The sequence below is a fragment of the Pedobacter sp. SG908 genome, assembly GCF_011759615.1.
Lineage (GTDB): Bacteria > Bacteroidota > Bacteroidia > Sphingobacteriales > Sphingobacteriaceae > Pedobacter > Pedobacter riviphilus.
The window spans coordinates 621,612-635,351 of record NZ_JAAOYY010000002.1; the positions used below are offsets into that span (position 1 = coordinate 621,612).

Consider the following 13,740-nt stretch of genomic DNA (forward strand, 5'->3'; position numbering starts at 1 on the left):
TAACCTTAGTTGAGGCTTTTTTTCTCCATAAAATTATATTAACAAAAAAGCTGTACCGCTAATTAAGTGGTACAGCTTCATTATAAAATTTACTCCGAGAAATAATTTAATCCAGCAATGTCCAGGTTTTTCTGGCCTGTACCTGCTGTACAACTTGCTGTTCGGCAACTACGATATTTTCTTTGCGCTGGCCAATGTATTCTAGTCCACTTAATTTATTCCAGAGTGCTACTAATACATTCATAAATTCACTGGCCATTAACATACTATTATTAATTTGTTTATGATCGTAAACCAGTTCGATGGTTTTGGCTAAAAGCTCTTCAAAGTTTCCTGGTGTTACATCTTTCCACTCGTAAAAATACTTTAACAGTTCTTCTCTTTCGCGCGGATCGATCAGTTTAATGGCCGTAAAAAAGATGTGCGCCAAACTGGAGAAATAACCGACTAAAACCGCTGGCGATTCGCGGTGTGCAATGTTTCTATACTCGTAAAATAAACCTGCAATATAATCTACAATTTTCTCTGAGATTAAACGGATGTTTTTGCCCAATGGCGTAATGTTGTCTCTACCTCCGGTTTTATCAATAATTTTAAAAGCCGCCAATTGTAAATCATTTAATAAAACACTGAACGATTCGTAATATCTAATCAGCGCAGGATGGCTCGTTATGGTAGCGCTCGGCGGAATGTAATTGTTATTGATCGTTAATCTTCCATTCTCGTAGTAAACCTGTCCAATGGTAAGGAAATAGCTATCGGCTGTTTGTGTGCTTACTTCACTTTCAGGCAAAACGGCAATAGAATAGCTTTTTGTTAGCTCAGGGTAACGGATTGGGCTTTCTTCGGGATTTGGGGTGCCTGTTGGAATGCGGTTAAATGGACTTACCACCAATAAAATAACGTAGTTACGGGGTTCTGATTGGCCAAAATAATGGTTATGAACCAGTGTATCCATCATATGATCTGACTGCACAATATCGATGTGACAGCCTTCTGGAGTTACAGCGTTACAGTACCTTACCCTAATTTCGATGTGATTTGTGGCTTTTTCGATAATCTCAATATCGTGTGAACTTTTGTAACCTGTAAATGGCGGTAAGAATCCGTAATTGCTATTGTTTAAATGTATTGATACGGCATCTCGAACAAAATCCTGTAAATACAGGTCACTTACTGTAAAATGATCACTAGAAAGTTTCATGCCATTAATCCAGTTGATGGATTTATATTTTAGTGGCTTTATCATGGTAAATGTTTTTATATAGGTTAGATAAAGATAGCACTTTCTCCAACTTCATTAGGCTTATTTACATTTTCTGAAACGCGTTTAGCGTAAATCGTCATTTTTTCGGTAATGCCGTTTTCAATGATATCCAAATCCGGATCAATGAAGATATTCCGTTTAAAAAAGGAGGTTTTAATAAAGAAAATCCATTTATAGTTCTCCATATCATCACCTCTAAACTCTACCGGGCTTTTGGCGAACTTTAAATTGTAGTCATCAATAAACTTATGGAACCAGATACCGAAGTTCATATTTTCTACCGCCTTTACCTTTACTTTTAAAGGTTCAGGATCACTGCTTTTTTTGTATAGTTCAAGCTCCAATACCAGTAAACGGTTAAAATCTACATGGTCCATATTAATGTCCAACGGAGTATCAGGATACCTCCAGATTTTGTAGATTTCTGAAGGAATGCCGAGCAGCGAAACGTAAGCCCACCAAAAAATAAGCGGAATAAAAAAGCAAGTGATACTGCCTGCGCCAAACCAGCCAAAATTTACCGAGCTTAACCAATTAAAGGCCAACTGAAATAAATAGGTAGCTAAAATAGCCGAAATTAAAGTGGCGAAAAAGATAAAAACCTTGCGCTCCAGTACATCTTTAGGGTGGTATTTCGTTAACAGATAAACGAAAACCGAACCCATTAACAGGTAAAAAATACAGCAAATAATATAACCCCAGGGCATAAAATTAAAGTTCAGAAAACCTAAGAAACCGGGAACAGCTAAAATAATACCGATGAGCAGAACACTTACGATAAGTCTTTTGTTATTAAGAAACTGGTTCTTTTTATTGATAATAGAGAGTACTGCCGTTGAGACGATGAATATCAACGGAAATAAGAGAAAGCGAATAAAAAATGATTGAACGTCCATTAAATTTGATAGATGTGATGTACTGCAAATATAGTATCTTTAGTATTTGATTATAATCCTAATTTTTTTCGATAATACAAATTTAACCTATAACAAATAAGCAAGCTTAAAGTTTAAATGAAAAAAGAAACTTTGATTAATAACGAACTCTTTACAGATTACAAGGCGGTGGCTCATGCCGCCGACTTAATAGAGCGTAAGGTGATAGATGCCGATCGTATTGAAGTTATTCCTGTAGGCCCTGATAAGCGCGCTTTTGCAAAGGATATTGAAAATACAACCACCTACTATACAGAAAAAAGAAGGCACGATCGTATCCGCATCAATACCAATAGAGAGAGTTTGTACGATATGTTGCCTGAAGGACTTTTTCATAAGCCGCCAACAGGCAGTGCCGGGATGGATGAGGAATCGATGATTAAGGATATCAGGGATAGGAGAGAAGAAGAAAAACACGCCAGGTTGTTTTTTACTCCATTTGATGCTGAAATTAATCATGTAAGGATTATGACCGAGCTTTATGAAAACAGGCTCGATAAAAAAACTACTTATTCGGATTTAAGCCAGATATTCGAATTCGGCTGGGATGAATTTAACTTGTTGAATAAAGAACAGAGTATTATTTGGATGCACCTGTTGCCCGAAATCCAACAAAAAAGAAATGATATTACTTTTGTATCTAAGGTGCTTACTGCCTTGTTTAATTTGCCCATAAATCTTGTTGATACCACTGCCAACATTAGCCCTTTAAAAATTGCGGATGAACTGCAGATGCAACTTGGTGCCAGCGCCTTGGGCATTGATACCATTATTGGCGATAGTTTTATGCCGGAGCATGAGGCCTATAACGTTAATATTGGCCCCACCACACCGCAAGAATTGATTGGCTTTATTCCGGGCCAAAAGAATAGGGCTATTTTGGATATGGCGATGAGTTATCTGATGCCGCTTGATGCAGAAATAAATGTTGATTTGCTTACCGCAACCGATTATCAGGAAACAGTGCTGAGTACAGATGGAGAAAGCGCTTATTTAGGGTATACTGTATATATTTAATTGCGAGAAGGAACAACAAGCATCTCTTTAAGTTTGCTTATTGAACAATAGAAATAATCGATTTCAGGTTATTTGGAAATGAGCGCTTTGTGGTTCTTGGCAATTGCAGCCCCGCTTTACGCTTTACTCCGTTGCACTCCGTGTTCGCTGCAATCAGGTTTAGAAACAAAGGTTTTTGCGTCCTGCAACCCAACAAATGAAATACTATTGTGGCCACTTAGCTCCGGTTGAAGCGTTACCCTGCAGCAACGAGGAACGAGGCAGCGAAGCGTAAAAGCGCAAAACGGGAAGGAACTTTTTGTTATGCACAAGTATTGCGCTTCAAGTGATGTTAGTGTTTTAGGGTTAGGAAATGAGTAGCTGTGGTGCTTGGAGGTCGACAGCCCCGCTTTACGCTTTACTCCGTTGCACTCCGTGTTCGCTGCAATCAGGTTTAGAAACAAAGGTTTTTGCGCCCTGCAACCCAACAAATGAAATACTATTGTGGCCACTTAGCCCCGGTTGAAGCGTTACCCTACAGCAACGAGGTACGAGGAAGCGAAGCGTAAAAGCGGAAGACGGGAAGGAACTTTTTGTTATGCATAAGTATTGCGCTTCAAGTGATGTTAGTGTTTTAGGGTTAGGAAATGAGTAGCCTGTGGTTCTTGGAGGTCAACAGCCCCGCTTTACGCTTTACTGCGTTGCACTCCGTGTTCGCTGCAATCGGGTTTAGAAACAAAGGTTTTTGCGCCCTGCAGCCCAACAAATGAAATACTATTGTGGCCACTTAGCCCCGGTTGAAGCGTTACCCTGCAGCAACGAGGAACGAGGCGGCGAAGCGTAAAAGCGGAAGACGGGGATGAACTTATGGTGTTGTACAGCCCTTGCGCTCCAAATATGAAGTACTTTTATTAATAACCTAAATTCTATAATTAAGCTGTCAAAAATGAAATGGCGTACTTTACGCATCCTTCTAAAACCAGCCCCCAGGTTCGTATTGACGACTTTTTTATTTACCCTTAATTCGGTAACGGCTTACAAAAACTTAAACCATTTTATATACTGTTGGCTTTAATAACATGCGGTAATGTACATTCATGGTACTTCTTAAGTTTAATTTGGCCAAGGTAAGGCCAAGCAGTTCTTCCCAGTCCGGCACAGTGAGCTGCAGGTTATCTGCTGGCTCAATTATAATATCAGTGGTTTTAATAAATCCAGCATTGGGTTTATTATCCATCACAATGCCTTTGGCTAGGGTAATGCCTTTAAGCTTTTGGCCTAATTCGTATCGGCAAAAGTTAATCACATCTGCCTTGGTAATAATCCGGTCTGCAGTGGTTAGCCCATACTTATAAGCCTGTACCCTGTTGGTTGCATTCAATCTCGACCGTCCGCCTTTTGTTTGGCTTAATAAAAAGATGCTTTCTGCATTTACCTTATTGTTTTCGTATACCACTAAACGGCTACCGGCATTAATGTGGTTAGCCTCTTCAGCTTGTGTAACCCAAATATCTAAAAACAGAATATCGGCATCATCAATCGGTTTTAATACAATATAGCTTGGTAATTCTTTGATGTCTTTTAATGCCGAGCGACTCTTCTGTTCAATAAGGGCAATATTCTGTTCTAAATTTTTAAGCACGGTGCTTAAAAAATCGGGGCCATAGGCAGAAAAAGAAGCCTTCTCATCTCTGAGCAGTTCAAACAGATAATCGACCAATTCTTTTGCATTTCTGGTATCGAAGCGCTCGGTGCCTCCATACCTGATCGAGAAGGAACCGTCGCCTTTATCGTTCTCATTGGTGTATGGAATTTCGTTATAACTTTTGCCTTTATTGTCTTTCAGATTTTCTACAGCCAGCATTTGGTCTATAGCTTCGGTTTTAATCGGGATGATATTATTCATCGTTTTAAGCCGGTGTTTGATCTGGCTTAACTTTTTATTTACCACCGGAAATGCATTGGTATAGATATGAAGCTCATTCAGCATTTCCTGATTGATGGCCGCAGGAAAAACCACTTTAAGCCATTTTACTTTTTCATCAATCTGGTTTAAGCTTGCTGGCTGAAAAATGTTTGCAAAGGCAGCAGGCAGCTCCTTGCTTTCATCAATATTAAAATCATTAAGATCGCCAAGGGTAATAAACCTGTTGCTATAAAACTGGAGCACATCAGCCTTAATTAGATTAAGCAACTGTTTATGCTGAAAGGGCGCTTCGTGTTTCCCGGTTAATGGCTCATCCATAAAACGTTCGGTATAGGCACTAAGCTCATTATCTTTATAGAACCATTTTCCCAAGGATAACAGATCGTAAGTGTTCTCTGGTACCGAATAGTTTTTCCAATCAAAAAATAAATTTAGTTTGTTAAAGTCCATCCAGTTTTTTATCCCATTAAAACCGATGTAAATGGTGTTTTTTTCTATTGCTGATCCAGGTAAAGTATTTAAAATAGGTTGCCTGCTTAATTGTTCTACATTAAAAAGGGTAGTTCCGGTTGCGATATATTTTATAGTAGCATTTTGAACTTTTACATGGTGCAAGGGGCTGAAGAAAATGTCTATTTTTTTTGCCTTATCATTTTCTTGCTGGATGTTTTTCTTAAAAGCGAACTGTGTATATGGAGAAAGGTAATCTTCGTATTCAATTGGCCTGGCGTGGACAATGGCGTGCGCAGGTAACGATGAAGTTAAATGATCGGGAGCTAAAATGCGGCTAATCTTATCGAAAATTCTATTCTCAAGATTTTTAACATCATTGGCCACATTAAAAAGTTCGTTACTTAAGGCTTCAATAATTAATTTTACAAGCGGATCAAAATCATTACTATCCTTAACGCTCCAAAAGTCTTCGGCATTTTTTAAAATTCTGTTCCGGATCTCATCTTTTGATGAATAAAAAACTGGTTTCATGTGTAGAATATTTTGGGCGTTTTAGATTAAGTTGATAGCGGGCTAAGAAATAAAGCGGTGTTGAAAAAATATTTTTCTCCTGTGGTTTTTATTAGTGCCCTAACACTAATATCTACCTTTTTTTTAATCTCAGTTATCTTACGTAGCGGATATACGTTTTCTACTTCAGTAATACGGACCTCTACCTCGGTATTATATATCCGAAATTCACTATTGGTTATGGATTTTAGCAACGATTTGCGGAATTTTTCCTCCCAAATGCTCTCGCTCACGATTAACTCAAAATCCAGATCCCATATTTCACATCCAAAATCATGATGGAATCGATGCTCTCCAAACCGGGTAAAAATAATCAATTCAATGTGGTTAGAAATCGATTTTCCAAGGTCTGTTGCCTGTAGGCCAGCACCTGAAAATACGGCGTTAAATCTGAAGGGTTTGTTGAAAAAATTTTCAGACATGGATGTTTGGCTTAAAGTTTGTTAAAAGTAAAATAAATAAAACCGTTTTAATAACCAAACAACAAATATTAAAAATTGTTATAGTACAATGTTAATTTGAAAAGGTTTGTGTGATTCTTAGTGAGGTTGATTGTCGGATTAATTATTAGGCTATTGCTATGTGAAACTATTAAATCTTTATGAAACCCATTAACGCTACCGAAATTAGGAATTCATACACCAAGTTTATTTTAAACTTTGTTTTCCTAACACTCTTCTCTATTCTTTGCATTTATCTCTTTTTTGCAGCTTCTGATTACGAGTACACACTACTCGATAAAAAAGTAAAAGAAACCGAAAAATTATCCTATTTACGAAAAGATATCAATACCAATTTCGATCTCATTTTAGTCCGCTTTAAAGAGCTTGCCCAATACCGTGATTATAATGCAAACGAAATGAGCAAACAGAGCATTTTGCTTGGCGATATTCAAACCGCAAACAACAGGATAAAAGATTTAATTACGAAGAAGACCGAATCCAGTCCCAGTTTCGACCTATATGGGAAACTGAATAACAATGTTGGCGCAATGGCCGATTTACAAGATTCTCTTATTAAATCTAGAGGTGATATTCAAAGATACAAGGAACAAATAAACGACTGCCATCGTGCAAACCAATCAGCAGCTAACAAAATTAGAAATGGTAGGTTCGGCCGATAATTAAAGATTATGATAAAACTTAGCATAAAAGAAAGACGGGAACAATTCTTGTTTTTTTTAGCCTTATTTGTTTTTACTGTTGGGCTTTTAAGCTTTGGGATTTTTTATAGCGGTACATCCCGGTACGAAATTTCTAAAGAAGAACTTGAAGTGAAGATCCGTGAAAATGATGCCTTTGAAAATATGGTGAAAGAAACCATGCCTACCGTTGATACGACTTTTAAGCAGATTACACGCTATAACCCAAATGTGCAAGCGGTATTTTTAAAGAATGATATCCAGCTTTCGTTGGGCTCCATTAAAGCTGCGTTTGATCGAAAAGCATCAGATTCGAGATATAAAATCTTCGTTCAAACCTCGCAACTGTACGACAGGTTATTTTACGATAGACAAGAACAAAATAGAAATATTACAGATATTGAACTGCACAAAAGGCAATTAGACGACTGTATTACCAACAGGCGTCAGCTGCAGCAAACAATATCTGCAAGATAAACATCCTACAACCTATAAAAAACGCTACCTATGTCTGACACAAACACCAAGCAAGTTAACTCAAATTCGCAAGGCTACGTTATCCTTTACATCCTTTTGGCTGTATTGCTCTTAACAGGCCTGATTTTTTTATTTAAAAGCTCTTTGTTCGAAAAAAGAGCCATCGATGCAAGAATCCTCAAAGATGAAATTTATTTAAACGAGGATTTAGTTTTTACTGATAATACACCTAAAGCCACTAAATGGTTATGGGAATTCGGTAATGGCGAAAAAGCGACTACAAAAACCGGTTCCTATCATTACACTAAGCCCGATACTTATATTGTACGTTTAACCGTTGATGGCGAATTACGTCAGGAATTTCCAATAACCGTGCGAGATACTGTAAAAGCAGTAGTTGTCGATAGCGTGCTCACCATAAGCGGGCCAACTGCCGGTCTGGTTAATGAAGAGATCAGGCTGGAGGGCGATGGAGAAGGAAAAGATTTCGAATGGTCTTTCGGCGAAACCGGCCGTGTAGATGTTAAAGGAAAAACCGCTTTATACACCTACCGTGCACCTGGGAAATATGTGGTACGCCTTCGATCGGATAAAGCACGTAAACCAGCTTTTTTAAATATCCTGATTACCGATCCTAATGCCGAAATAGTGGAAGATCTGGTTGCACCCGGAGATGGAGAACGTAAAACCATTGATGATATCAGAGCCCGCCTACAAGCTATTGCAAATGGTGCTGATTTTAACTCCAACTATTATTATCTCATTAACAAATACATGTGCAGCAACGAAAAAGTAACTGTAAATGTGGAGATGAACGGAAAGAAAAAGCAGACTGATATTTACTCTTATTGCATGGGCTTAACTTTTGGCGGCGAAATCGCGGTTGACGAAGCGCAGTTAACCATTAAGCCAAATTCTACCTGCGCCAGTTTGTTAAACATTAAGCAACATTCTGGAACAGTCCAGCCTGCAGCAACAGCAACTACCGATGCTCCGGCAAAAACAAAATAGATTAACATCTGAACCTAATTTTAAAGCTCATCTACAATATTATGAAAAAATATTATGCCTTATCCATCCTGTTCTTAGGAATATCGTTTGCCTATGCACAATCACCGGCATCCTTTGGCAAAAAAGTGAAATACATGCCCAAATCGTATGAAAAGCCAGCCGAAACCATAAACATTAACGATAATACCAGTAGCAGCAGTTTACCCTGGATTGTTTTTTCCGATCGCGAAGACAACTATACCACCACTGCTCCAGGTGGAAGCCTGATTATGAAAAAAATCAGCTTCATGGAACCTTTTTATGTTTCAAAGGAAGAAAACGGATACCTGAAACTGATCAAGTATAAAGCAGGAATGATCAGAGGAAGAAAAATTAACGATAAAAAGAGCGCCATCAGTTACGGCTGGATAGCAAAATCTAAACTTCTTTTGTGGCAGCGTGCTTTTTCTAACCAAAAAACAGGTTATGCCGAAAAAGCTATTGGCATTATAAACGGTAAAAACGCACTTACAGAGCCAAAATTTTATTTCGATACTACCGACTCCATTTTGGTTTACAACACACCCGAACTTAAAGACAGGCGCACCAAAGTAAGGTTGCATGAAATTGCTTATATCTATAAAAAATCGGAAGATGGCAAAAAATATCTGATCGGTTCTGATGATCAGTTGGTTGCTGATACAGCTTTAAAAAGTATTTATGGATGGGTTTCTGCTGAGGCAGTACACAGTTGGGGAGATCGGCTGTATATAACATCTGTTAAGCCTGGTAATTACGATAACGATGATTCTACTTCAACAGCTATTAAAAATGGAATAAACAATGGAACAGCTTTCGTGGTCGATCCTCTGTTGCCAAGAGAAAACCTGATTTTAAGAAGTGTTCCTGTAGTTTCTGATGATGCCGGTGCGTATGCCGTGGGGATAGCTGCCGATGTTTACAATAAAAAAGACAATAAAATATTAACCATTAATGGTTCAGCACTTTCTTATCAGGATTATGTGAATCTGCGTAAAAATAAAAATAAGGTTAATGTTGTTTTTGTAGTTGATGGAGGAAGCCCGATGACGAAGTATCTTTCCGGAATGACCAATACTATTGCTTCTTTTGAAAACATAATGGGCGATTTTGGTAAAGGGACTAAAGTAAATTATGGCGGTGTAGTATACCGTGGCGAAACGGGATGCTCATTGCAAGGGATTTTTGTTAGTCCGATTCAGGATGATTACCGACAGTTGATGACTTTCCTGTCTAACCAGGCAAAAAATACCCTGAGGTGTAACGGCGAAATTGCCGAAGAACCTGTATTTGCAGCATTAAAGGCCGGATTAAACTTGTTTAAAACGAAAAAGAACGAAACCAATTTAATTGTTTTGGTTGGTAGTACGGGTAATGTTGGCGGTACCAATAATTACCTTATTAACGAACTGAGTGAGCAGGTTGCACTTGCCGATGCCCGAATTTTAGCACTACAAGTTTATAGCGATTTTAACCAGTCGTTTAATGATTTTGTAATTCAGTCGCGAAAACTGGTTTCAGAATCAGCTATCCGTGCTGCCGAATACAGAAAAAAAACCATGGTTAAAGGAGAAGGTTTAAAAAGCTTCCAGCCTTATAACACCAGCCTCCAGGATTCAATTTCTTATTATTTAGATTATCCTAAAAACAGTTTAATACAAGGTGGGGTGGTTTTCCCAACTAAAGGTTCAGTAAATTCAAACCAGAGCATGACCATCGCTTTGCGCCGTTTTGTGAAAGAAACCAATATGGATATCTACAACCAGATCAGCTCTTTGGATAGCGCATTCCGTTTAACAGGTATATCGCGCAAAAACTTATCAGCTGATGTAGAAGGTTTATTACCTGCACCTGTTGGCGCAGAAGTAGCTGACCGTATGCCGCACAATGCCTTTAAATATTACAGTACCGCCAACGTATCAGCCGATGTTGTAAAAAACAACCGCTCTACGCTGCAGTATGCCATTGTATTAAATAATATGGAATACAAGCAGATTGTAGATGTTTTTTCGATTATGTTGGGGCAAAACCTACAGGCAGATCAGTCTTCTTTCAGAAGCAAACTCGTTAAAAACTACGTCAAAATGCCTAAACAGCTGTTGGGGATGAAAGTATCTTCAGGAGATATTAAAGCAATGACTTTGGCCAGCTACATCAAATTGGTAACAGGTTTACCTTTAAATAACGAGTTTTTGTCAAAATATACTGTAAACGATTTAAAAAGCACCTCTAGAATGCCCCTCGATCAGTTTGAGAGTTATATCAAGATGTTAAATCAATCGGTACAACAGATCAAAAGGGCGACACAGATTGAACAACAATTTGTATCAAACGGAAAAATATATTACTACATCACCGAAAATAATTTTAACCCGGCAGTTTTGCCTACAACCAACTAAGGGCTATGGCAGTTACAAATTTAAGCGAATCGGTTAAAACGGCCTTGCATATCGCACAGTCATTAGCAAAAGAATACAGAAATGAAACATTTTCTGCAGCTCATTTGCTCAAAGGCTTAATGCATAAAGATGTTGGCTTACGGTCGTTTATCACTTCAATTGGGAAGGATGAAGAATATATTAGTGAGTGGGCAGAAGTTCGGATTGATGAACAGACAAAATCTGCAAGTTTTAGTGATTCTGTTAGTGGTGCACCAGAAATTGCCGTTATTTTTGAAGAAGCTGATAACGTACGCATTAAATTAGGGTTGGATTTAATTACGCCTGTGTGTGTGCTGACTGCATTGGCTAAACCTGGAATCGGTTTTCAGCCCGATCAGTTAAAATCTTTTCCAATAAAGGAACGCGAGATTTTAGACCTTTATGTAAAGGATGAAGAAATTTCGAGAGCTGTTTCTCCAGGTCAGGCAACTTCATCTGTAGAAAATAAAAGTACAGGCAACGCATTATATAAATACTGTATAGATCGGTTACAGATGGTTCGCGATGGTAAAACCGATCCGATAATCGGTCGGGATAAAGAAACCAGGATGATGATGGAAATCCTTTGTCGCCGCACCAAGCCAAATGTAATTCTTACTGGCGATGCCGGTGTGGGTAAAACCGCACTTGTTGATGGATTTGCCATTGATATTGTGAACCAGAATGTGCCAGAAAGTCTTAAACCTGTACAGCTTTTTGAATTGGATCTGGGCTCGTTAATAGCAGGAGCATCTTATAAAGGAGAGATTGAAGACCGCTTAAAAAACATCATCAAAGAAATAAAACAGTTCGAAAAAGCAGTGCTCTTTATTGATGAAATCCATACGTTATTGGATAGCAAAGGCCCATTGGGTGCCGGAATTGGCAATTTGCTAAAGCCAGAACTTGCCCGGGGCGAAATCACGGTAATTGGCGCAACCACTATTGACGAATACCGCAAAATTATTGAACCTGAACAGGCTTTTAGCAGGCGGTTCGAAGTGCTTCAGGTAAATGAACCGAACGAGGAAAGCGCGATAAAAATGTTGCAAAAACTGGCTGTAAAATATGAAGAACATCATATTTTAACGATCGAACCTGATGCGTTGGGCGAATGCGTTCGTTTAGCCAAGCGGTATATGAAAGATAGACGTCTCCCTGATTCTGCTTTCGATTTATTGGATAGAACCATGGCGGCAATGAAAATGATGAATGACACTTCCGATCAGGTAATTGAAAGTCTGGAAGCTGATCTGGAAACATTAAATGCCAATACAGAACAGGCGGAGACAGCGAAATTTGCAGATTATAAGTGGCTTTTTTCTTTGCTTCAAAATAAATTAAGTCCGGTTTTGTTAGGGCGGTTAACCGACGAAACGCAAACAGATGCTTTCGAAACAGCGGATGAATATCAGGGTTATATCAATAGTAGCCTGCAGGAATTAAAAAAATATGCGGCAGAAAAAAGCGACCGCATTACCAAACAGGACATCGCTTCCATTGTGGCCTATAAAACAGGTATCCCAATGGGAAAACTTCAAGCTGGCGAAAAAGAAAAGCTGCTCAATATGGAAGCTTACCTGAAAAAACGGGTTGTAGGACAGGATCAGGCCCTTAAAGCGGTTTCTGATGCGATATTGGAATCGCGTAGTGGCTTAAATAAAAAAGGACAGCCCATCGGATCTTTCTTTTTACTGGGTCCAACCGGAACAGGTAAAACCGAACTGGCTAAATCAATAGCAGAATTTCTGTTTAATGATGAAAAAGCCATGATCAGGTTCGATATGTCTGAATTTAAAGAAGAACACAGTGCCGCATTGCTTTATGGTGCGCCTCCAGGATATGTGGGTTATGAGGAAGGTGGTTTGTTAGTAAACAAAATCAGGCAACAGCCTTATTCGGTATTGTTGTTTGATGAAATTGAAAAAGCTCACCCTTCTGTTTTCGATACTTTTTTGCAGATTTTGGATGAAGGCCATATGCATGACCGGTTAGGGAAAGAAGGAGATTTTAGTAATTCGCTGATTCTTTTTACCTCGAATATCGGTAGCGAATGGATAGCAGAACAAATCAGTAAAGGTGTTATTCCGGCATCGAACCAATTGATGGAGGTAATGGCCGGACATTTCCGCCCCGAGTTTTTAGCCCGGATTTCGGAAATTGTTCCATTTGCACCGATTAATGAAAGTAATGTGGTACGCATCTTTGAAATTCAGCTGAGCAGTTTGGTGCAATCGCTGAACAAAATGGGTATCGAATTTGAAATAGCAGATGATGCCAAGAAAATGATTGCATTAGATGGTTTTACCCCAAAATATGGAGCAAGACAGCTATCGGCAGTGATCAGAAATCTTTTACGCAGGCCAATTTCGAAATACATCATTTCTGGCGAACTTAAAAAAGGATCAAAGATCCAGGTAAGCAAACATCCCGAAGAAGATACATTGAAATGGGATATTATTCAGCCAGAAGTTGTTACATTGGAACAAAAATTGAGCTAAAACGTTAACTATTATATTATTAGA

10 protein-coding genes are annotated in these 13,740 nt (G+C 38.6%); 6 read left to right on the forward strand and 4 right to left on the reverse strand.

The features are described 5' to 3' along the window. Positions 1-106: 106 nt before the first annotated feature. On the reverse strand, positions 107-1,249 hold the full coding sequence (locus FHT21_RS17605; protein WP_167296058.1) for a hypothetical protein: 1,143 nt from the start codon (positions 1,247-1,249) through the stop codon (positions 107-109). A gap of 20 nt (positions 1,250-1,269) precedes the next feature. Next, positions 1,270-2,163: a TssN family type VI secretion system protein gene (locus tag FHT21_RS17610; protein WP_167296059.1), complete on the reverse strand. Its 894-nt coding sequence runs from the start codon at positions 2,161-2,163 to the stop codon at positions 1,270-1,272. 117 nt (positions 2,164-2,280) lie between these two features. Between FHT21_RS17610 and FHT21_RS17615 the strand changes: the two genes are divergently transcribed. Then, the gene (locus FHT21_RS17615; protein WP_167296060.1) at positions 2,281-3,219 is read left to right on the forward strand and encodes a type VI secretion system baseplate subunit TssG; all 939 of its coding nucleotides are present in this window, start codon (positions 2,281-2,283) and stop codon (positions 3,217-3,219) included. Positions 3,220-4,243: 1,024 nt separating this feature from the next. Here the strand turns inward: FHT21_RS17615 and FHT21_RS17620 are convergent. Together FHT21_RS17620 and FHT21_RS17625 are read right to left on the reverse strand one after the other, a co-directional pair. Continuing rightward, complete coding sequence (locus FHT21_RS17620; RefSeq protein ID WP_167296061.1) at positions 4,244-6,109, reverse strand: type VI secretion system baseplate subunit TssF; 1,866 nt, start codon at positions 6,107-6,109, stop codon at positions 4,244-4,246. A gap of 26 nt (positions 6,110-6,135) precedes the next feature. Then, a complete protein-coding gene (locus FHT21_RS17625) occupies positions 6,136-6,570 on the reverse strand; it encodes a GPW/gp25 family protein (protein WP_167296062.1) in 435 nt (144 codons plus the stop codon). 179 nt (positions 6,571-6,749) lie between these two features. Here FHT21_RS17625 and tssO (FHT21_RS17630) point away from each other — a divergent pair, with 179 nt between their 5' ends. From tssO (FHT21_RS17630) to FHT21_RS17650, 5 genes are read left to right on the forward strand one after another with little or no spacing between them, the layout of a single operon-like run. Continuing rightward, positions 6,750-7,271, forward strand: a complete 522-nt coding sequence (gene tssO / locus FHT21_RS17630; RefSeq protein WP_167296063.1) for a type VI secretion system TssO — start codon at positions 6,750-6,752, stop codon at positions 7,269-7,271. A gap of 9 nt (positions 7,272-7,280) precedes the next feature. Further along, positions 7,281-7,766 (forward strand): type VI secretion system TssO, encoded by a 486-nt coding sequence (gene tssO / locus FHT21_RS17635; RefSeq protein WP_167296064.1) that lies wholly within the window; start codon positions 7,281-7,283, stop codon positions 7,764-7,766. Positions 7,767-7,796: 30 nt separating this feature from the next. Further along, entirely contained in the window at positions 7,797-8,777 is a 981-nt protein-coding gene (locus FHT21_RS17640; RefSeq protein ID WP_167296065.1) for a PKD domain-containing protein, read from the forward strand. A gap of 41 nt (positions 8,778-8,818) precedes the next feature. After that, positions 8,819-11,194, forward strand: coding sequence for a type VI secretion system protein TssR domain-containing protein (gene tssR, locus FHT21_RS17645; RefSeq protein WP_167296066.1), 2,376 nt, complete (start codon positions 8,819-8,821; stop codon positions 11,192-11,194). Positions 11,195-11,199: 5 nt separating this feature from the next. Continuing rightward, the gene (locus FHT21_RS17650; RefSeq protein WP_167296067.1) at positions 11,200-13,716 is read left to right on the forward strand and encodes an ATP-dependent Clp protease ATP-binding subunit; all 2,517 of its coding nucleotides are present in this window, start codon (positions 11,200-11,202) and stop codon (positions 13,714-13,716) included. The last annotated feature ends 24 nt before the right edge of the window (positions 13,717-13,740 follow it).

Excerpts from the sequence above, each read along its gene's own strand:
- FHT21_RS17605 (WP_167296058.1), bottom strand. The coding sequence starts at position 1,249 with ATGATAAAGCCACTAAAATATAAATCCATCAACTGGATTAATGGCATG.
- FHT21_RS17610 (WP_167296059.1), bottom strand. The coding sequence starts at position 2,163 with ATGGACGTTCAATCATTTTTTATTCGCTTTCTCTTATTTCCGTTGATA.
- FHT21_RS17615 (WP_167296060.1), top strand. The coding sequence starts at position 2,281 with ATGAAAAAAGAAACTTTGATTAATAACGAACTCTTTACAGATTACAAG.
- FHT21_RS17620 (WP_167296061.1), bottom strand. The coding sequence starts at position 6,109 with ATGAAACCAGTTTTTTATTCATCAAAAGATGAGATCCGGAACAGAATT.
- FHT21_RS17625 (WP_167296062.1), bottom strand. The coding sequence starts at position 6,570 with ATGTCTGAAAATTTTTTCAACAAACCCTTCAGATTTAACGCCGTATTT.
- tssO (WP_167296063.1), top strand. The coding sequence starts at position 6,750 with ATGAAACCCATTAACGCTACCGAAATTAGGAATTCATACACCAAGTTT.
- tssO (WP_167296064.1), top strand. The coding sequence starts at position 7,281 with ATGATAAAACTTAGCATAAAAGAAAGACGGGAACAATTCTTGTTTTTT.
- FHT21_RS17640 (WP_167296065.1), top strand. The coding sequence starts at position 7,797 with ATGTCTGACACAAACACCAAGCAAGTTAACTCAAATTCGCAAGGCTAC.
- tssR (WP_167296066.1), top strand. The coding sequence starts at position 8,819 with ATGAAAAAATATTATGCCTTATCCATCCTGTTCTTAGGAATATCGTTT.
- FHT21_RS17650 (WP_167296067.1), top strand. The coding sequence starts at position 11,200 with ATGGCAGTTACAAATTTAAGCGAATCGGTTAAAACGGCCTTGCATATC.